Raw genomic sequence first — 19,035 nt, 5'->3', positions numbered from 1 at the left:
CGCGACCAGTCGGATTTCCCAATCGCAGACACATCTTCGCATCCTCGCGGCTTGCTTCGCCCGAGCTTTGCTTCATCGCGACACCCTCCGATGTCAGAGGGCGCAGGGAAGGCCGGGTGCCGGCCAGGCACCCACGGTCCACTGTGCGAAAGGTGGCTACGAAAAATCTGCACAGCGGCATACAGGTGAAGCCCAACACACGGCCTTCCCTGCGCAGTGGTTTGACGGCTTATGCCGCGTTCTCCCCGGGGAGCGATGCACTATTGCCCCCGTCGCCTTGCGGATCGCTGATGTGCGCGCCCGGTCGGGCCGCCGCATCACCGCAAGACTTGGCGCACAGACCCCGGGCGCCAGGACGACACGGTTTTGCCGTACGCAGATCACACCGGTCGTGTGCGCGACGGCCTTCGCTCACGGTTGCCCGCCCTGCGATGCCCTCGCGCCGATGTGACTAGCGTCCACCGCAGCTCACCCCGCGTGTCGTGACGATCGCGATACGCCCCTCTGACCGGGATGAGGTGGCGCACGAATACGCCAAAGCCGAATTTCGGTAAAGTGGAATATTTTTGCTTGAGCGGATTGACCCGCAGCTTGGGTGTTTTGCCCGTCGGGCAACGCAAGCTCTTGTAGCCCGGATGAGCGAAGCGATATCCGGGATTCGTGCGGGCGGCGGTCCCGGGTATCGCTTCGCTCACCCGGGCTACGAGTCACATCAAAGCTTCGCCTCGGCAAAAATGCCCGATATCCAGTCGAGGAAGACGCGCAGGCGCAGCGCGGGCTGGCGGTTTTGCAGGTACAGCGCGGAGAGCGGCGTCGGTGACGGCGGATAGTCGGCGAGCACCTCGACCAGCGCGCCGCTGGCGAGATCATCCGCGAAGCGATAGCGGGGGGCCTGGGCGAGGCCGAAGCCGAGCCGTGCGAGATCGGCCATGGTGTCGGAATTGTTGACCCGAACCCGGCTCGGCAGCACGACGTGATGCAGCGCGCCGGGAACCGAAAATTCCAGCGGCAGCACATCGCCGGTGCGCGAGGAGACGAAGGCGACCATCTGATGGCCGTCGAGCGTATCAGGCGCCCTAGGCACGCCGTGGCTGGCGAGATAGGCCGGGCTCGCCACCGTGATCTCGGCGATCGTGCCGAGGCGGCGCAGGATCATCCCGCTGTCCTCCGGCTCGCCCGACCGGATCACGCAATCGATGCCTTCACGCACGAGATCGACCAGGCGGTCGCCCTGCCCGATCTGCAAGTCGAGCTGCGGATAGCGCGCCAGGAATGCCGGCAGGTGCGGCAGGATGAAGGTGCGGGTCAGCAAGGGATGGGCGTCGATGCGGAGCAGGCCGCGCGGCCGCGCATCGCGCATCGCAGTTTCCGCTTCCTCGACCTCGGCCAGGATCGCGACGCAGCGGCGGTAGTAGTCCTCGCCGTCGAGCGTCGGCGTGACATGCCGCGTCGTGCGGTCGAGCAGGCGCGCGCCCAAGCGCGACTCCAGGCCGCGCAAGACCTCGCTCGCCGTCGAGCGGGGAATGCCGAGATCGGCGGCCGCAGCCGTAAAACTCTGCCGCTCGACGAGGCGAACGAACAGACGCATGGCGTCAAATCGGTCCATGGCCGATTGTTCACCACAGCCGACAAGTGATGGCAAGTCTGAGGCGATTATCCGGCCACGGCGATCAGCTAAATCTCCGGCTGAAGACAACGAGGAGACCTGCCATGACCCACCAACATCAGCGCGCCGCCATCGTGACCGGCGGCTCCCGCGGCATCGGCGCAGCGATCGCCCGCCGGCTGGCGCAGGGCGGGATTGCGGTCGCGATCAACTATGCGAGCGGCCGCGCGGCTGCCGATGCGCTCGTCGCCGAGATCGAGGCCGCCGGCGGGCGCGCCATCGCCGTGCAGGCCGACCTCGCCGATTCGGCAACCCCTTCGCGGCTGTTCGATGCGGCCGAGCGCGCCTTCGGCGGCGTCGACATCCTCGTCAACAATGCCGGCATCATCGAGCTCGGGCCGCTCGCCGAGGTGACCGATGAAGCGTTCGCGCGGCAAACGTCGATCAATCTCGGAAGCGTGTTCCGGTCCTTGCGCGAGGCGGCGCGGCGGCTTCGCGACGGCGGCCGCATCGTCAGCTTCTCCTCCAGCGTGGTCGGTCTCTACCAGCCCGGCTACGGCGTCTACGCCGCGACCAAGGCCGCGGTCGAAACCATGACGCACATCCTCGCCAAGGAGCTCGGCAGCCGGCGCATCACCGTCAACGCGGTGGCGCCCGGGCCGGTCGAGACCCGGCTGTTCCTCGAAGGCAAGAGCGAGCAGCAGGTGCGCGCCATTGCCGCCATGAACCCGTTCGGCCGCCTCGGCCAGCCCGACGACATCGCAGGAATCGTCGCCTTCCTCACCGGTCGCGATGGCGGCTGGATCAACGGCCAGGTCATCCGCGCCAATGGCGGCGTGGTCTGACGCACGGCACGATCGCATCACACGGAGAGACCCATCATGCCTTTCGCCAACATCAAGATTCCGCAAGCCGCGCTGTCTCGCACCCAGAAGGCGGAGATCGTGCATCGCCTCACCGCGCTGTTCGTCGACTATTTCGGCGAAGCGGCGCGGCCGCACACGATGGTGCTGATCGAGGAAGTCCCCGACGGCGGCTACGGCCGCGCCGACGAGGTGTTCGTCGTTCCCGACGCCTGGCGCGCCCGCGACGCCGTCACGCCAGCTTCAGGCTGAGCTCGGTGCCGCCCTTGGTTCGTTTCACCAGCAAAATCAGTAGGCCCGCTTGACATTCCTCTGACATGCCGCTGGTATGTCAGTTATGCCCACCGCCTCCCTCGACCGCGACCGCGCCTATGCCCTGCTCCGCGACCTCGTCGTGTCAGGCGAGTTTGCGCCTGACGAACCCCTCTCCGAACGCAGCCTGTCGAGCCGCCTGGCGCTGGGCCGCACCCCGATCCGCGAGGCGCTGAAGGCGCTCGCCAAGGACGGCCTGCTCACCATCCATCCGATGCGCGGCACCTTCCTGCGCCAGATGTCCTTTGACGATCTGCGCGAGATTCATGAATTGCGGCTCGCGCTCGAAGGCATGGCCGCCTATCTCGCCGCGACGCGCGGGCCGACGGAGCCGCTGCGCCAATGCGCCGGGGAGCTGCGCAGCATTCAGTCGCGCGAAAACATCGATGTCGAGGAGGCGCAGCAGGTCGGCTGGGCCTTCCACGACGAACTCTTTCGCGCGACCGGCAATGGCCGGCTGGCGCAGTCCTACGACAATCTGCGCGCGCAGAGCGGCCTCGCCCTCCAGAAGATGCGGCAATACAGCGTCGAGCGCACGCGCCAGGCCGTCAGCGAGCATCTCGACATCTACGCGGCCATCGAAGCGCACGATCCTGACGCCGCGCAGCAGCGCATGTGGCGGCATCTGTCGTCCGCATTCGAGGCCCGCCTCACCGCGCTGGGCGCGATCCGCACGCAATATCCGGGACAAGGAGACCACCACGCATGATCCGGCCGCTGTTCAGATTGCCGCTCGTGTTCCAGATGCTGCTCGGATTGGTGCTGGGCCTCGGCGTCGGCCTGCTCTGGCCGGATTTCGGCGCGAGCCTGCGGCCGATCGGCACCGCCTTCGTCGAGGCGGTGAAGATGATCGTCATTCCCGTGGTGTTCGCAGCCGTCACGCTCGGCCTCTACCGCATGGGGAGCGAGTTGAAGGTCCTGGGGCGCGTCGCCGCGATCAGCCTCGGCTATTTCTACCTCGCCACCGTGATCTCGATCCTGATCGGCCTGCTCCTCAACGCCGCCTTCCATCCCGGCGCCGGCGCCCCGCTGGCCGCGACCGGCAAGGTGCCGCAGAACCTCGCAGTGTCGGTGGACTGGATCAAGTTCTTCATGGACATGATCCCCTCCAACATCGTCGCGGCGATGGCCGAGCAGAAGATTCTCCCGACGCTCGTCTTCGCCATTCTGTTCGGCCTCGCACTCGCCTCTAGCGGCAAGGTCGGCGAGCCCATGGTCGCCGTGCTCGAGGCGGTGATGGCGGCGATGTTCAAGATCACCAAATGGATCACCTCGCTCGCTCCGATCGCCATCTTCGCGGTGATGGCGTGGCTGTTCGCGACGCAAGGCCTCGCCACCGTGGTCGCGCTCGCAAAGCTCGTCGGCGTGATGTATCTCGGCCTTGCGATCATGGTCGCGATCTTCTGGCTGATGCTGCTTGCGATCGGCGAGAAGCCGCTTGCCGTCACCAAGGCGGTGATGGAGCCGATGATCCTGGCCTTCTCCACCCGCTCCTCGGAAGTGACCCTGCCGCTGCACATGGAGAAGCTGCGGGCGATGGGCGCCTCAGAGCGCATCGTCTCGGTGGTGCTGCCGCTCGGCTATGCCTTCAACCGCGACGGCGCCATCATGTATTTTGCCCTCGCCGTCACCTTCCTCGCGGAAGCCTATGGCGTGACGTTGACCTGGTCGACGCTGTTCACCATCGTCATGGTCACGACGATCGCGAGCAAGGGCAGCGCCAACGTCCCCTCCGGCGGGCTCGTCGCCATCGCCATGGTGCTGTCGGCGATCGGGCTGCCGATCGAGGCGCTCGCGGTCATCGCCGGCGTCGACGCCTTCCTCGACATGGGCCGCACCGCGATCAACGTGTTCGGCAACACGGTCGCGGTGAAGCTGGTCGAAAAGTTTGCCGGCGACATGGCCGCCGATGAGACCCAGCCGACGGCGGCCGGCCTGCAAGTGCAGGACGCCTGATGGTCGCGCAAGAGAGAGGCCGCGACGGCGTCGTCGATCTGCGCAGCGACACCGTCACGCTGCCGACGGCCGCGATGCTGGAGCGCATGCAGCGGGCCCCGCTCGGCGACGACGGCCGCGAGGGCGACCCGACCGTCCGCGCGCTCGAAGCGCGGGGCGCCGCGTTGACCGGCAAGGAAGCTGCCCTGTTCGTGCCGAGCGGCACGATGGGCAATCTCCTGGCGATGCTCGCCCATGCCGAGCGCGGCGGAGAGGTCTTCGCCGACGCTGGTGCGCACCTGCTCAACTCCGAGCTCGGCAGCGTCGTGACGATCGCGGGGCTGGTGCCCAAGCCCATGCCGAGCCGTCGCGGTGCAATGGACGAAGCGGCGCTTGCAGACGCGATCCGCGGCTCGGAACGTCCCGGCCTGATCGCAATGGAGACTGCGCATAACGGCGCCGGCGGCGCCGTGCTGCCCCCGCCGCACATGATGCGAATTCACGCGCTCGGACAGAGCAACGGGATCCCCGTGCATCTGGACGGCGCCCGCCTGTTCAATGCCTCGGTCGCGCTCGGCGTGCCGGCGGCACGGATCGCCGAGCATGCCGACAGCGTGATGGTCTGCCTGTCCAAGGGCCTGAGCGCGCCGGTCGGCAGCCTGCTGTGCGGCGGCGCGGCGTTCGTCGCACGGGCGCGCACGTTGCGGAAACTCGTCGGCGGCACCATGCGCCAGTCCGGTGTCGTCGCAGCCGCGGGCCTCGTCGCGCTGGAGACGATGATCGAGCGCCTCTCCAAGGATCACGCGGCAGCAAGGCGGCTCGCCGCGGCCTTGAGCTGGCTCGACCCGGCACTCGCCGATCCCGACCAGGTGCAAACCAACATCCTGCGCGTCGACGTCTCCGCAAGCGGACGCGAGGCCGCCGCATGGGCCGAGGGCGTGAAGCAGCGCGGCATCCTGGTGCAGGCCAGCGGCCCCTCGCAGCTCCGGCTCGTCACCCATCGCCACATCGACGGAGCGGCGGTGGACCGCACCATTGCCGCCTTCGCGGCGCTCGGCCGCTAGCGCGCGCATTGCAAGCAGCAAGCGCGCGCATTGCAAGCCGCACGCGGCGTGCTATCGCTCGCCCCATGACTCCGAAAAGCTTCGAAGCGCGCTGCCTGCGCCTGCCCGCCGCCACCAAGGTGGTGCAGTGGGAGGGCACTTCCGTATTCAAGGTCGGCGGCAAGATGTTCGCGCTCGGCGGCGGCTTTGTCGCAAGCTCCGGCGGCTACATGTTCAAGGTCTCGGACATGGCCTATGCGATGCTGATCGAGCACGGCGTGGCACGTCCGGCGCCGTATCTCGCCCGCGCCAAATGGGTGCAGCTCGTCAGCAACAACGCCCTGCCGGATGCCGAGCTCACCGCCTATCTGGCGCAGGCCCACGCGCTGATCGTGGCCAAGCTGACGCGCAAATCGCGCAAGATGCTGGGGCTGGACTAGAGCCTCGCTGCGCCGCCCTCGCCATAACGTGATGTTCCTCCCATGGACTTGTGCTGCACCGCAACTAACTGAGGGCAAAGTCCATTCGAGATGGAGTGTTTTATGAGCTCACCGAGCACCACCACAGCCGCCAAATCTCATCGCTATGAACTCGTGCATGGTGACGGAGCCGACTTCGTCGCCTACCAGCGCCGTCGCGAAGACGGGATTTGGCAGACCTTTGCGACATGGATGATTCCGCGCACGGTCTGCAGCTGAAGCGGAGCGCTTGTCCCTCGTGCTTGCGCCGGAGGCGGACACCGCCTCCGGCTTCCCTGCAGAAGCCCGCCCCGCTCAGCGCTTCTTCTCTGCACCCGTTTGGGTCGCGCGCAGCAGATTGTCGCGCAATGTGCTCACCGTCTTCTGCACCACCGGAAAATCGTCGCCGAGGCCGGTCGCCTCGATCAGGGACTCGCCGAGATCCTGTTCGATCAGCTTGCGCCCGCCCGGCGTCAGGCTCACCCGCACCTGCCGCTCGTCGGCGGGATCACGGTGGCGCCTGATGTAACCCGTTTGCTCGAGCTTCTTCAGGATCGGCGTCAGCGTGTTGGATTCCAGGAACAGCTTCTCGCCGAGCGCGCTGACGGTCTGCTCGTCCTCCTCCGACAGCGCCACCAGGGCGATGTACTGGGTGTAGGTCAGCCCGACCTTGTCCAAGAGGGGCTTGTAGGCACGGCCGAAGGCGAGATTGGCCGAATAGACCGCAAAGCACAGGAAATTCGACAGCTTTCGGCCTTTGCCGGCGGCTTTGGGGGAACGGGCCACGGGAACCTCCGCAATTCGTGATCTGCCAACCGATATAAATCGTATCCGATTAAATCGGAAGATCTTGACCGGCGGATGCGGCGGGTTTATTTAAAGGCGCATCCGATTAGATCGGATACGATAAATGGCATCCCGAAAGGACCCCGCCATGTCATCCGCTGCCAAGCTTCTCTTTACCGGCAAGACCCACGTCACCTCAGGCTCCGACGGTGCCGCGCGCTCCAGCGACGGCTTCCTCGACATCAAGTTGGCGCAGCCGCATCCGGCCGCCGAAAACCTGTTCGCGGCCGCCTGGTCGGCCTGCTACCTCGGCGCGCTCGGGCTCGCCGCCGCCCAGCGCAAGGTCAAGCTGCCGAGCGAGCCGTCGGTCGACACCGCGATCGACCTCAACAATGCGAACGGCGCCTTCTTCTTGCGCGCCCGTCTCGACGTCAGCGTCCCCGGCGTCGACCGTGCGGTGGCGCAGGAGCTGATCGAGGCCGCGCACGGCATCTGCCCGTACTCCAAGGCGGTGCACGGCAACATCGAGGTGACCACCACCCTCGTCTGAAGCGCCACGACGCGGGAACCGGCCGGCATCGGCTGGGCCCGCGTGGTGCGATCAATCCAGCGACCACACGGAGCCGACCATGAGCCATCGTCTTTTGCCCGCCGTGCGTATCCTCGCCAGCACAGCCGTACTGGCCGCAAACCTGTTCACGCTGCCGGTAGCGGCGCAGCCGGCCGGTGTCACGCGCACCGACCTCCAGCGCCACGATCTCAGCGCGCCCGGCCGCGAAGCCGTGCAGGTGCGCGTCGACCTCGCCCCCGGCGTGGCGTTCGGCCGGCACACCCATCCGGGCGAAGAAATCATCTACGTGCTGTCAGGCGCCATCGAATACGCCATCGAAGGCAAGCCACCGGTGACGCTGAAGGCCGGCGACGTGCTGTTCATCCCGTCCGGCACGGTGCATGCGGCGAAGAACGTGGGCACCGAGACCGCCAGCGAGCTTGCGACCTATATCGTCGCGAAGGACAAGCCGCTGCTGACGCTGGCGAAGTGAGGCCAGCCACTCCAATTGACCAGGAGACAATATCTGACTAAAGTCAGATATTATGCTCGACCCCGTCTCACGCGTTCGCCGCTTCAACCGTGCCGTCACCTCCGCCGTCGGCGCGCTCGACACCTCGTTCCTCGGCCGTGGCCGGCCGCTCGGCGCCGCGCGGGTGCTCAACGCAATCGGGCACGGACGTTCGGACGTGGCCGAGATCCGAGACTATCTCGGGCTCGATTCCGGGCTGATGAGCCGGCTGTTGCGCAGCCTCGAAGACGAAGGGCTGGTCGAGACCACGGCGCATGCGGGCGATGCGCGCCGCCGCGTGGCAAAACTCACACGCACGGGCCGGCGCGAGTTCGCAGCCTACGAGGCGCTGTCGAATACGCAGGCAGAAAGCTTCCTCGCCCACCATTTGCAGCGCGATGCGCTGCTGGCGGCCATGGACATGATCGCCTCCGCGCTGACACGCGAGCGCGTTGCGCTCGACGAGACGGACCCGCGATCCGAGGAGGCGCGCTATTGCCTCGGCGAATATTACGCGGAGCTCAGCCGCCGTTTCAAACAGGGCTTTGACGTTTCGCTGTCGCGCGATCCCGATGCCAAGGACATGCGCCGGCCGCGCGGGAGCTTCATCGTCGCGATGTCGGACACGCTCCCGATCGGCTGTGTCGGGCTGAAGGGAACCGATCACGGCTATGCCGAGATCAAGCGGCTGTGGGTCGCCCCCGCCGCGCGCGGATTGCGGCTCGGCCGTCGCCTGATGGACGCGGCCGAAGACGCGGCGCGCGAGCTCGGCATCGCGCTGCTGCGGCTCGACACCAACAGCGCCCTCCCCGAGGCCGGCCAGCTCTACCGCAGCACGGGCTGGCGCGAGATCCCGCGGTTCAATGACGATCCCTATCCGGATCTGTTCTTCGAAAAGCAGCTGTGAGGCAGAAGTCCCGGGTGTCGCTTCGCTCACCCGGGCTACAGCCTCACGCCGCCGCGGTCGCCACCTGCCCTTGCGGCTTCGCGAACGGGCGGAAGGTCATCGCCATCAGGAAGGCGCCGAGGCCCATCGCCCAGGAGGCGATGTAGAGCCAGGCGTAGCTCGAGAACGCGTCGTAGATCAGGCCGCCGGCGAGCGGCCCCGTCGCCATGCCGAGGCTGCCGGCCATCGCGGTGCCGCCGATCACCGTGCCCATCATGCGCAGCGGAAAGTTTTCGCGCACCAGCACCGCGTAGAGCGGCATGGTGCCGGCATAGATGAAGCCGAAGATGGCGCCGACCGCGTAGAAAGTCGCGAGCTGATGCGCGAAGACGTAGGCGAGCGCGCCGAACGCCTGCAACAGCAGGCCCGTGACCAGCACGCGCTTAGCGCCGAAGCGATCGCCGAGCAGGCCGAAGGCGATGCGGCCGCCCATGCCGGCAAAACCCTCGATGCTGTAGATCGTCACCGCCGCGATCAGCGGAATGCCGCAGCTCACGGCATAGCTGACGGTGTGGATGATCGGGCCGGAATGGGTGGCGCAGCAGAAGAAATTGGTCGCGAGCAGGATGAGGAATTGCGGCGAGCGCAGCGCCTCCCCCAGCGACATCTCCGCCTGCGCGGCGTCCTCACCCGACGGCACGGGCGTCGCCTGCGCAAGTGCGGGCGGACGGCGCACCAGCAGCGATACCGGGATCATGATGGCGCCGACCACCAGTGCCACGATCTGCATCGAGGTGCGCCAGTCATGGCCGGAGACGAGCCAGGCCGCGAGCGGCGACATCGTCATCGGCGCCATGCCCATGCCGGCCGACACCAGCGAGACCGCGAGGCTGCGATGGGTGTCGAACCAGCCGGTGACGGTCGCCATCATCGGCGCGAAGATCGCCGCGCAGGAGGCACCGACCAAGAGGCCGAACACGAACTGGAACGCAATGAGCGAGGTCGCATGGCTCGCCCCGAACAGGCTCAGCGCCAACACCGTCGAGCCCGTCAGCACCACCGGCCGCGGCCCGAACCTGTCCGTCGCGGTGCCCCAGGCCATGCTGGTGAAGGCCATCGCCAGAAAGCCGATCGTCATGGCGCTGGAGATGCCGGTCACCGACCAGCCGGTGTCCTTGGCGATCGGCTGCAGGAACACCGGCAGCGAAAACATGCCGCCGATCGCGACACAGCCAAGCAGGCCGCCGGCGGCGACGATCACCCAGCGATAGTAGGACGAGTTCATTTTCCTTGTCTCCCGTCAGTCTGTCTGAGTGAAAGACGATTGGGATTGGCGCGCGCCGACAGGCGACGGTACTTTAATTTTCCGGCGATCGCGACCGTGCCGCCGGTGCGCGGTTCCGCAAGCGCCGCCCCTGATGCGGCCTGTTCGCGCCTCATAACTCCAAAGGTTTCAGGAAAGCACCCGCATGCCCAAGATCGACATCGCCGCAGTGCCGGAGCGCAGAGGCTCCGGCTATCCCTCGCCCTTCAGCCTTCCTTGCGCCGAGCGCATCCGGCAGCGGCTCGGCAACGCCGGGGGCCTTTCCGATTTCGGCGTCAATTTGATGCGGCTGCCGCCGGGCAGCTGGTCGAGCCAGCGGCACTGGCATTCGCATGAGGACGAGTTCGTCTATTTGCTCGAAGGCGAACTGACACTGATCGAGGACGACGGTGAAACCGTCTTGCGCGCGGGCGATTGCGCCGCCTTTCCGAAAGGCAGCGGCAACGGCCATCACATGATCAACCGGTCGGACGCGATGGCCTTCTACCTCGAAATCGGCTCGCGCTCGCCCGCCGACCTCATCACCTGCTCCGACATCGACATGATGAGCCCGGCTTCCGACGGCCGGTTCCTGCACAAGGATGGCAAGCCCTATCCGGACGGCTAGTTCGGCCACGAGAACAAAAATCTCGAAAACAACCCCATGCACAGTAGGCGGGCGCTGCGGGATCAATGACTTACGATGTCGGTCATTTACGATGCCGATCACTTGCGATACCAGGCCGCAATTTGACTCGTCGGGCAAAACACCGGCATCCTGTCATGATCCCGCCAACGCCATCGCATCACCCCAGCCGAGCCCGCCTGGCGCCACGCCGCCACGCGCTGACGGTGAGCCAGATCGCCGAGACCAGGAAGTAGAGCGCGCCGACCGCAGCATAGCCGGCGACATTCGTGATCGACGGAGTCGCGGGCATCGCGGCTTGAGCGATGAAGAAGCCGCCTGCCAGCGCTGATTGGCCACCGCTGAGCGCCATGGCCCACTGCGCGCCAAAACGCCTCCAGCGCCGGATTGCCGTCCCGAGCTGCAGCAATCCGGACAGGATCGCCCATGCACCGAACACGCCGAGCACCCAGTTCATGCTGACCTGCAAGGCAAGGACGACCGCGACTGTGGTCGCCAGACTGACCAGGACGTTCAGAGCCTGGGTGCGGTTCTGGCCGAGCCCACCGCTGCGCAGCGCGTCGAGCCAATTGGCCGCGGCGTCCCACGCCGGATAGGCGACGAGCAAAATTCCGGCGACCGGCGCGGAGGACTGACCGACGGCAAACGCTGCGGCGACCCAAGCGACGGAAAACCCCGCGCGCGTGAAGTAGTACAGCCTCAGCCATTGCTCCTGACCGGCCGAATCCGGCTGATGATGATCTCTCATGACAGTCTCCTTACCTACTAGTTGGTAGTTTCTCGAGCGAAGCGAAATTGCAGCGACGCAGGTGGCTTGCAGCTTGTGTGATTGTCGGGGGGCCCGCCGGGTGGATCTCAGCGCGTTGCGGACAGCCGCTCCAGCAGCGGCCGGGTGATGACACCGAACATCTTGGGATCGCCATAGGCACGCGCCGACAGCATCGCGCCGTGAACCGTGGCCATGAATCCTTCGGCCTCGACCCGCGCCGTGCCGGAAAGCTGTAGCCGCCCCTGCCGCTTGCCGCGCTCAATCACCGAGGTCAGCCAGGATGCCAGGGCGCGGAAATGGGCGCGCACTTCAAGCGCCACCTCCTCGGGCAGGAGCGGAAGCTCGCTGGCAAGAAGCGCACACACGCAGAACGGAGCCGTCGCGTCCTTGATGCACGCCTCCCAATAGGCGAGATAGCTTTTGAGCTGTGCGCCGGGGTCCGGGATGTTGCGCTCGATGGCGGAGAGTCCCGCCGCGGCCTCCTCGCGATAGCGCGACACGAGGGTGCGGACCAGGTCGACCTTGCTGGCGAAATGGTGGTGGATGCTCGGCTTGCGGATGCCGACGATGTCGGCGATGTCGGCGTAGCTGAAGCCGTTATAGCCGCCGGCAATGATCAGCGTGCGCGCGCAGGCCAGAATCTCGTCGGCGGTCGAGGAAACGTTGGTCATGGCGCATTAACTACCTTCCAGTTGGTAGGGCGTCAAGAACGAGGTGCTTCAACCATCCGTGAGTGGTAGGAGCGTGCATGACCATCCGCCCCCTCGTCCGCTACCCCGACCGCCGGCTGGCGATTCCTGCCCGCCCCGTCACTGCGTTCGACGACGAGCTCCGCGAGCTCGCCGCGGACCTGCTCGACACCATGCGCGCCGCGCCCGGCATCGGCATCACGGCTCCGCATATCGGCGTGCCCTTGCGCGTCGTGGTGCTCGAGCTCGACGCCAAAGACGGCGCACGGACCTATGTCAATCCTGAGATCACATGGGCTTCGCCCGAGATGATCATGCACCGGGAGGGCAGCGTCTCGATGCCCGGGGTCAACGACGAGGTCCAGCGTCACGCCCGCGTGCGCATCAGCTACTGGGATCTCGACGGCACCATGCAGACCGAGGATTCGGAAGCCCTGCGCGCCGTCTGTCACCAGCACGAGATCGATCAGCTCGACGGGATGTTCTGGATCCAGCGGCTGTCGCGGCTGAAGCGGGAACGGCTGGTGAAGAAGTTCGAGAAAATGTCGCGGGGGTGACCGTGACGCTAAGGCGGCTTCGCCACCTTGTTCGCGACGCCTTCAAGCCCTCTTCCCGCTCCGTTTGGTGACGGGAGCGTGACGACGCTCCCGCTTGCCGCGCGCGATCTCGGTCGCCAGCGCGTCCAGCTTCGGCTCCCAGAAATTCCTGAACTGACCGATCCACGCATCCACCGCGCGAAGCCCCGCAACGTCGACCGAATAGAGCCGCCTTTGCGCCTCCGCCCGAACCGTCGCGAAGCCGCTCTCGCGCAGCACCTTGAGGTGCTGCGACACGGCGGCCTGCGTGATTCCGAACTCCGCCCCGATCGCCTCGACGACCTCGCCGGACGCGATTTCCCCGGGCGACAGCAGCTCGAGGATGCGACGGCGCACGGGATCGGCGAGGACCTCGAAGACGTGCATCAGCTTCCTGTGCCTGGATGTGCGACATCGGGCGGCATCTCGCCGCGATAGAAGGCGATGGTGCGGTCCGAGCGCTGCTTCGCCGTGTCAGGGTCGACCCCGCTCGCGACATGCGCCTCGCGCCATTGCTCGCCGCTTCGTGTCATGAATTCCTTGCCCGCAGGAGATCCCATCCATGCCTCGGCCGTCTCATGGTCGACCGATGCCCCGGTGGCGACATATCGCTCAAGTCCGGCAATGGCGAGGTCCCAACCGATACCCACGGCGCCTGGGCCGAACTGATTCCAGTGATCCTCGATGATCGCGGTGTGCTCCAGCGTCAACCGCGCCTGATGTCGTTCTGCCGCGAGCTGGACGTCGATCCAGCTCATCGCACCACCGAATTCCCACGTCGCTGCAAAATGGGTCGGCGGCGTACATGCCGTGATGGTGCCGCCCGCATTGCCCTTGAGCTGGTACCTTCCGCCGAGCTGGAGGTCTCCCTCGACCGGCAAGAACCAGCGCGGAATGCGCTCCCTGCTGGTCACCGCGTCCCAAAGATCGTCAACGCTCGTCTCGTAAAGCCGCGTCAGTGTCACCGCGCTGGCCGGCTTGCCGTCTTTCTCGAAATTCCGCACCGAACGCGTCACAAGCCCCAAGACTCTGGCGACGTCGATCTCCATTGCATTCCTCCTTGTCGTTGATCGCAAGGGCAAATATCGATCTGCACTAATATAAGTCAAGTCTTATATTCACGACGTTCGACGCCTGGAATTCGGTGCCCCTCCTTCAGCGGCAGAAAAAGGTCCCCAACCGCCTCGTGCTCCGGCACCTCCGGGAAGAAGCTCCGCCGCTGGCAATAGATCGGGAAGTTGCGTGCTTCCCTACGCATCCCGCACGATACTGTTGAGATATTTTGCCGGAGGTTTGCCGAGCGCTTTCTTGAACATCGTGATGAAGGCCGCGACGGACTCGTAGCCGAGATCGGCCGAGACCTGCTGCACGCTGGCGCCGGCAGTGAGTTCTCGCAGGGCGACGATCAGGTGCAATTGCTGGCGCCAGCGCCCGAAGCTCAGACCCGTTTCCCTGACGACGAGACGCGCGAGGCTGCTCTCGCTGAGCGCGACGCGCTTCGACCATTCGGCGAGGGTCCTGCGGTCGGAAGGATCTTTTGCCAGCGCAGCCGCGATCCGCTTCAACCGCGGCTCGGACGAGAGCGGCAGATGGAGCTGCTGGACGGGCATGCGCGGCAGCTCGCGGAGCAGGACGCTCGCCAGGAGGTCCACCCTCGCCAAGTCATCCCCGACCTGATCGCACAACTCGACGATCAGCTCACGCAGCAGCGGCGAGATCGACAGCGTGCAGCATCGACCCGGCAGGTCCACGATGTCGGGCTCGATGTAGACGAAAAACAGCCGGGCATTCTCTGTGGCGAGGTTGCTGTGCTGCATGCCGCCGGGAATCCACACCGCGCAATGTGGCGGCACCATCCACAGGCCACTGGGAACGCGACATGTGACACCACCTCCCAACGCGAAGACCAGTTGTCCCTTGCGGTGGCTGTGATCGGGGACCTCCCCCTTGGTCCCCGTCACGTCAACGCGCACGGCGATGACCGGGGCGGAGCGATCGTCCACATCGAGGCTGGACCATGGAAAGCGAAGGGGTTGCCGCATGCTGCCGGTTTTTAGTCATTGATTGGCTAAATATCTAAATTCAACGAGGGCGAAAGTCGATAGGTTGCTGCCAAACCTGCCGGGCGGCGGCCAGGCGCCTACCGATGACGGGATACGACCATGAATGCCTTCACGACCGCGACAGCAGCCGAACTCGGACGTGTGGTCCGCACCCAAGCCGGTTTCGTGCGCGGCGGCGTGCGGGACGCAAGCGGCGTGCTGTCGTTCAAGGGCATCCCCTACGCGGCGCCCCCGGTTGGACGGCTGCGCTGGTGCGCACCGCGGCCGCCAGCGCCTTGGGACGGCGTGCGAGATGCAAGTGTGTTTGGCGCAGGCTGTCTTTCAGCTCTCGAAAACGACCATCGGCCGGGACCGCGCGACGAGGATTGCCTCTATCTCAATGTCTGGACCACAGCGGAGCATCCGGACGAGAGGCGGCCCGTGATGGTGTGGATTCATGGCGGGGGCTTTCAATTCGGCTCCTCGGCCAACCCCGCGACCGACGGAGGCGCGCTGGCGGCCAGCGGGGTCGTCGTCGTCAGCTTCAACTATCGCCTCGGCGTCTTCGGCTTCCTCGCCCATCCTGATCTCGACGCGGAAGCGCCGTCGGGCAATTACGGCCTCAGAGACCAACTGGCGGCGCTGCGCTGGGTCAAGGCCAACATTGCCGGCTTCGGCGGCGATCCTGACAACGTCACCCTGTTCGGCGAGTCCGCCGGCGCCATGGCCGCCGGGATCCTGATGGCCTCGCCGCTCGCGCACGGACTGTTTCACAAGGCCATCGGACAGAGCGGCGCGTTCTGGGATGGCAAGCACGGGCCACTTCAGAGTTTTGAAGAAGCCCGCGCGCGCGGTCTCGCGTTCGCCCGGCAACAAGGCGATGAGTCCATCGCCGCCTTGCGCGCGATGCCGGCCGATCAGTTGAATGCAGCCGCACCATGGAGCTTCAAGGCCAGCCCCGTTGTCTCGGCATTCTCACCGAGCATCGATCATGATGTGGTGCCCGACGTGCCCGCCCGCAGATTCCTGCGCGGCGAGCAGATGCACATCCCGTTGCTGGCGGGCTGGAATAGCGCGGAGGAATTCCCCTTCCCTGCGCAATCCCTGCCCGACCACTCGGCGCGCGCCTTTCTCACCGCGGCCGAGGCAATGTTCGGCGGGGAACGCATGGCCGATTTCCTGAAGGTCTACCCTGCCGCGACCGATGCCGAGGCGAAGGCCTCCGCGGCGGCCCTCACCGGCGACACCGTGATCGGCGAGCAGTGCTGGCAGTGGCTGCGGCTGCATCGGCGTCGCCGGCGCGCGCCCGCCTACGGCTATCTGTTCAGCTATACGTCGCGCTACACGCCGATCGCCTCGCATGTCACCGAAATCCCGTTCGTGTTCGGCACGCTGACGCCGCAACAGGTGATCGGCAGCACAGCACCGCCGGCCGAGGAGGACCGCGCGCTGGCGCGGACGATGATGGGTTACTGGGTGAATTTCGCGACGCAGGGGAATCCGAACGGATCAGGTCTGCCACCCTGGCCCGCCTATGACGAGAACGACGTCGTGCAGATCCTCGATACGACGATCGAAGCCCGTCCCAATCCGCAAGCCGCCCGCTTCCGCTTCCTCGACAGTTTCAGGCAGGACGGCGTATTGCCGATGCGCTGGCGCGAGATGGCATAGCGGCTTAACCGCCAACTCGATAGCGACCAGTCCGTCTCCTACGACCGAAACGGACAGGCCGCCGTCAGGTGCGCTATTTCAGCGGCAGGAAAAGCTCCGCGACCGCCTCATGCTCCGGCACCTCCGGGAACAAGCTCAGCCGCTGGCAATAAATCGGGAAGTCGCGCGCTTCCTCGCCGCTGGCCGGAAGCCAGTCGCGATAAAGGTAGAGCGCGGCGGGCTCCAGATTGTCGGTGTGGCCGACGACGCGCAGCACTGCGCAACGTCCGCCGGGGATCTCGCCGGCCTTGATCGCTTCGCCATTCGCCTGGATCGGCTGGTCGGTCCCGGCGCAGAGGTCCACGCTGTAATCGGCCGGCGAGGCGGGACGCCGCTCGGAACGCCAGACATTGAAGGTCGGACTTGTCCTGGGGTGCAGGTTAGCCGCCCTGCGCCAGGCGATGAACCGCTGGATGGTGGCAGGAAGCGTCGCCGGGTCGCCCCGATGCTCCATGATCGCCACCCGTGTGGGCGGGACATCGCGGATCGTCACGTCGTCAGGGGTAAAGGTCTTCTGCATGAGCTTGCTCCTTGCGTTGTCGAGAGGCCCGAAGGCCGCAAGCCACGGCTCCCAGTCGGGAGATTTCCGGAACGACGACGGCGATTGCCCGAACCGTTGCCGAAAGGCGCGGGCGAAGGCGTCCGGTGCGTCGTAGCCGGCATCCATCGCGATGTCGGTGACGCTTTCGTCGTCCCTGTAGGCCAGCCGATGCGAAGCGCGCTTCATACGGGCAAGCTGAACATAGCGATGCACGGACAGCCCGAAGGTCGCCGTGAACTGCCGGTGGAAATGAAATTTCGAGAAGGCCGCAACAGCGCTCAGCGTGTCGAGGTCCAGATCAGCGTCGAGATGCCGGTCGATATGCTCCAGCACCCGCCGCATCCGATCCTGATAATTTTGCAGCGCCGCCTTCATCGTCCCTCCTCCGTGGCGGCTCCAGTTAGTCGCTGACGGCTGCGACGTGCTCGACCGATCTTGCGGTTTGGGGACTCGTAGGGTGGGTAGAGCGCAGCGAAACCCATCATCGCTGGTGCTCCGCGAGAGAAGCCGATGGGTTTCGCTATCGCTCTACCCATCCTACAACCTCACCTCATCCGCCCGCAATCAGCGCCTTTGCCAGCGCCATGTAGGCCGGCAGCGTCACGGGATCGTTGGCGGCGTTGCCCGCGACAGGGTGCGAGGCGTAGCGCGCGATCACCATCTCGGCCTTGGGATCGACGTAGATGCCCTGGCCGTGGACGCCGCGCGCCATGTAGGCGCCGTGGGGGTTGTGCGTCACCCACCATTGATTGCGATAGGAGGCACCTGGCAACGTGGTGTAGCCGGCCGGCTTGAATTTCTCGGGATCGCCGCCGCGCGAAATGTCCTCGACAACGGACGACGGCACGATCTGGCGGCCATTAAAACGGCCGTGATTGCGCATGGTCTCGCCGAAGCGGGCGAGATCGCGCAAAGTGGTCGAGAGACCGCCGCCGCCGCTCTCGGTGCCGATGCGGTCGACGTGATAATGCGCGTCCTCTTCCGCGCCGATCTGCGTCCAGATCCGCTCGGAGAGAAGATCGGACAGCGTCAGGCCGCTGGCGCGCCGGCAGATCCAGGCCAGCACGTCGGTGTTGACGGTCTTGTAGGCAAAGGCCTTGCCGTGCTCGCCCTGCTTCTTCTGCGCGACGAGGAAATCGAAAATGGTGGTCGGGCCGTCATAATTAGGCGGGATCGGCGCCATGCCGTTGGCGCGCCGCAAGCCCCACACATGCGAATTCCTGTCGGTGTAGACTTCGGTGTATTCGAGGCCGGTGGTCATATCCATGACCTCGTGCACGCGCGCATCGCCAAATGCGCTCGCCTTCAGCTCCGGTACATAGTCCGTGACCGGTGCCTGCGGATCGATCTTGCCCTCGGTGACCAGAATGCCCGCGAGCACGCCGGTGAAGGATTTCGTTACCGACATTCCGATATGCGGCTTGTGCGGCTTCAACGCACCAAAATAGCGCTCGTAGATCAGCTTGCCCCGATGCAGCACGGCGATGCCGTCGGTGTAGGTCTCCTCCAGCATTTTCGCGAAGGTCATGGGACGGCCGTCCATCGTGGTCGAGGCGACCGCGCCGATGTCGTGTCCTCGCGCGGCAGCGGCGATGCCGGTCCCGCCCCGCGCCAGACGTTCACGGTCGGCACCAATTGGCGGATATTGCTCCAGGCCCAGCGCAGCTCGGGGAAGCTGCGGAACGAGCCGTCCTGGAAGGTGATCGTCCGCTCCGGCGCCGGCGGGAAGCCCTTCATCCAGCCGAGCGTTTCGGGATCGGTCTCGGCGGCGGTTGCGGGGGCTTGATTGGCGGTGGTCGCGACGGACATG

At 66.0% G+C, this 19,035-nt stretch carries 22 protein-coding genes and 1 pseudogene; 13 read left to right on the top strand and 10 right to left on the bottom strand.

The features are described from left to right. Positions 1 to 712 precede the first annotated feature (712 nt). Positions 713 to 1,606, bottom strand: coding sequence for a LysR family transcriptional regulator (locus tag BJA_RS19940; RefSeq protein WP_011086797.1), 894 nt, complete (start codon positions 1,604 to 1,606; stop codon positions 713 to 715). 104 nt (positions 1,607 to 1,710) lie between these two features. Here BJA_RS19940 and BJA_RS19935 point away from each other — a divergent pair, with 104 nt between their 5' ends. The 7 genes from BJA_RS19935 (at position 1,711) to BJA_RS42305 (ending at position 6,457) form a co-directional block, all read left to right on the top strand. After that, on the top strand, positions 1,711 to 2,451 hold the full coding sequence (locus BJA_RS19935) for an SDR family oxidoreductase (protein ID WP_038967644.1): 741 nt from the start codon (positions 1,711 to 1,713) through the stop codon (positions 2,449 to 2,451). Positions 2,452 to 2,487: 36 nt separating this feature from the next. Next, positions 2,488 to 2,721 carry a tautomerase family protein gene (locus tag BJA_RS19930; RefSeq protein ID WP_011086795.1) on the top strand — a complete coding sequence of 78 codons (234 nt, stop codon included), beginning with the start codon at positions 2,488 to 2,490 and terminating at the stop codon, positions 2,719 to 2,721. Between the two features lie 85 nt (positions 2,722 to 2,806). Beyond that, positions 2,807 to 3,490 carry a GntR family transcriptional regulator gene (locus BJA_RS19925; RefSeq protein ID WP_038967643.1) on the top strand — a complete coding sequence of 228 codons (684 nt, stop codon included), beginning with the start codon at positions 2,807 to 2,809 and terminating at the stop codon, positions 3,488 to 3,490. Continuing rightward, positions 3,487 to 4,737, top strand: coding sequence for a dicarboxylate/amino acid:cation symporter (locus BJA_RS19920; RefSeq protein WP_011086793.1), 1,251 nt, complete (start codon positions 3,487 to 3,489; stop codon positions 4,735 to 4,737). Before BJA_RS19925 ends, BJA_RS19920 begins: the two co-directional genes overlap by 4 nt. Then, positions 4,737 to 5,780 (top strand): low specificity L-threonine aldolase, encoded by a 1,044-nt coding sequence (locus BJA_RS19915; RefSeq protein ID WP_011086792.1) that lies wholly within the window; start codon positions 4,737 to 4,739, stop codon positions 5,778 to 5,780. Before BJA_RS19920 ends, BJA_RS19915 begins: the two co-directional genes overlap by 1 nt. Before the next feature lie 65 nt (positions 5,781 to 5,845). Beyond that, on the top strand, positions 5,846 to 6,199 hold the full coding sequence (locus tag BJA_RS19910; RefSeq protein ID WP_011086791.1) for an MmcQ/YjbR family DNA-binding protein: 354 nt from the start codon (positions 5,846 to 5,848) through the stop codon (positions 6,197 to 6,199). Between the two features lie 102 nt (positions 6,200 to 6,301). Next, positions 6,302 to 6,457, top strand: coding sequence for a hypothetical protein (locus BJA_RS42305; protein ID WP_011086790.1), 156 nt, complete (start codon positions 6,302 to 6,304; stop codon positions 6,455 to 6,457). A 75-nt stretch (positions 6,458 to 6,532) separates the two neighbouring features. Here BJA_RS42305 and BJA_RS19905 read toward each other — a convergent pair whose 3' ends face one another. After that, entirely contained in the window at positions 6,533 to 7,003 is a 471-nt protein-coding gene (locus BJA_RS19905) for a MarR family winged helix-turn-helix transcriptional regulator (protein ID WP_011086789.1), read from the bottom strand. A 148-nt stretch (positions 7,004 to 7,151) separates the two neighbouring features. Here BJA_RS19905 and BJA_RS19900 point away from each other — a divergent pair, with 148 nt between their 5' ends. The 3 genes from BJA_RS19900 (at position 7,152) to BJA_RS19890 (ending at position 8,971) form a co-directional block, all read left to right on the top strand. Next, entirely contained in the window at positions 7,152 to 7,553 is a 402-nt protein-coding gene (locus BJA_RS19900) for an Ohr family peroxiredoxin (protein ID WP_028171032.1), read from the top strand. A 79-nt stretch (positions 7,554 to 7,632) separates the two neighbouring features. Further along, on the top strand, positions 7,633 to 8,046 hold the full coding sequence (locus tag BJA_RS19895; RefSeq protein ID WP_011086787.1) for a cupin domain-containing protein: 414 nt from the start codon (positions 7,633 to 7,635) through the stop codon (positions 8,044 to 8,046). 52 nt (positions 8,047 to 8,098) lie between these two features. Continuing rightward, positions 8,099 to 8,971, top strand: coding sequence for a bifunctional helix-turn-helix transcriptional regulator/GNAT family N-acetyltransferase (locus tag BJA_RS19890; RefSeq protein WP_011086786.1), 873 nt, complete (start codon positions 8,099 to 8,101; stop codon positions 8,969 to 8,971). A 43-nt stretch (positions 8,972 to 9,014) separates the two neighbouring features. Here BJA_RS19890 and BJA_RS19885 read toward each other — a convergent pair whose 3' ends face one another. Next, a complete protein-coding gene (locus BJA_RS19885) occupies positions 9,015 to 10,235 on the bottom strand; it encodes an MFS transporter (protein ID WP_011086785.1) in 1,221 nt (406 codons plus the stop codon). 184 nt (positions 10,236 to 10,419) lie between these two features. Between BJA_RS19885 and BJA_RS19880 the strand changes: the two genes are divergently transcribed. Continuing rightward, the gene (locus tag BJA_RS19880; protein ID WP_011086784.1) at positions 10,420 to 10,881 is read left to right on the top strand and encodes a cupin domain-containing protein; all 462 of its coding nucleotides are present in this window, start codon (positions 10,420 to 10,422) and stop codon (positions 10,879 to 10,881) included. A 178-nt stretch (positions 10,882 to 11,059) separates the two neighbouring features. On the opposite strand, the gene BJA_RS19875 is transcribed toward BJA_RS19880, so the two are convergent. Both BJA_RS19875 and BJA_RS19870 read right to left on the bottom strand, forming a co-directional pair. Next, complete coding sequence (locus BJA_RS19875) at positions 11,060 to 11,647, bottom strand: membrane protein (protein ID WP_011086783.1); 588 nt, start codon at positions 11,645 to 11,647, stop codon at positions 11,060 to 11,062. Between the two features lie 107 nt (positions 11,648 to 11,754). Next, positions 11,755 to 12,339, bottom strand: a complete 585-nt coding sequence (locus BJA_RS19870; protein ID WP_011086782.1) for a TetR/AcrR family transcriptional regulator — start codon at positions 12,337 to 12,339, stop codon at positions 11,755 to 11,757. A gap of 77 nt (positions 12,340 to 12,416) precedes the next feature. On the opposite strand from BJA_RS19870, the gene BJA_RS19865 reads away from it, so the two are divergent. Then, positions 12,417 to 12,914: a peptide deformylase gene (locus BJA_RS19865; protein ID WP_011086781.1), complete on the top strand. Its 498-nt coding sequence runs from the start codon at positions 12,417 to 12,419 to the stop codon at positions 12,912 to 12,914. Positions 12,915 to 12,956: 42 nt separating this feature from the next. On the opposite strand, the gene BJA_RS19860 is transcribed toward BJA_RS19865, so the two are convergent. The 3 genes from BJA_RS19860 to BJA_RS19850 form a co-directional block, all read right to left on the bottom strand. Next, positions 12,957 to 13,319, bottom strand: coding sequence for an ArsR/SmtB family transcription factor (locus BJA_RS19860; RefSeq protein WP_011086780.1), 363 nt, complete (start codon positions 13,317 to 13,319; stop codon positions 12,957 to 12,959). Beyond that, positions 13,319 to 13,981, bottom strand: coding sequence for an SRPBCC family protein (locus BJA_RS19855; protein WP_011086779.1), 663 nt, complete (start codon positions 13,979 to 13,981; stop codon positions 13,319 to 13,321). Before BJA_RS19855 ends, BJA_RS19860 begins: the two co-directional genes overlap by 1 nt. A 201-nt stretch (positions 13,982 to 14,182) precedes the next feature. Next, on the bottom strand, positions 14,183 to 14,974 hold the full coding sequence (locus BJA_RS19850) for an AraC family transcriptional regulator (protein WP_011086778.1): 792 nt from the start codon (positions 14,972 to 14,974) through the stop codon (positions 14,183 to 14,185). Between the two features lie 120 nt (positions 14,975 to 15,094). On the opposite strand from BJA_RS19850, the gene BJA_RS19845 reads away from it, so the two are divergent. After that, the gene (locus BJA_RS19845) at positions 15,095 to 16,645 is read left to right on the top strand and encodes a carboxylesterase/lipase family protein (protein WP_011086777.1); all 1,551 of its coding nucleotides are present in this window, start codon (positions 15,095 to 15,097) and stop codon (positions 16,643 to 16,645) included. Between the two features lie 73 nt (positions 16,646 to 16,718). Here the strand turns inward: BJA_RS19845 and BJA_RS19840 are convergent, their stop codons facing one another. Beyond that, on the bottom strand, positions 16,719 to 17,600 hold the full coding sequence (locus BJA_RS19840) for an AraC family transcriptional regulator (RefSeq protein ID WP_011086776.1): 882 nt from the start codon (positions 17,598 to 17,600) through the stop codon (positions 16,719 to 16,721). A gap of 175 nt (positions 17,601 to 17,775) precedes the next feature. Next, positions 17,776 to 19,034, bottom strand: a pseudogene (locus BJA_RS19835) (serine hydrolase domain-containing protein). Position 19,035 lies beyond the last annotated feature (1 nt).

It is taken from the genome of Bradyrhizobium diazoefficiens USDA 110 (genome assembly GCF_000011365.1).
GTDB classification, from domain to species: Bacteria; Pseudomonadota; Alphaproteobacteria; order Rhizobiales; family Xanthobacteraceae; genus Bradyrhizobium; species Bradyrhizobium diazoefficiens.
This window is presented reverse-complemented; position numbering and strand designations above follow the sequence as displayed.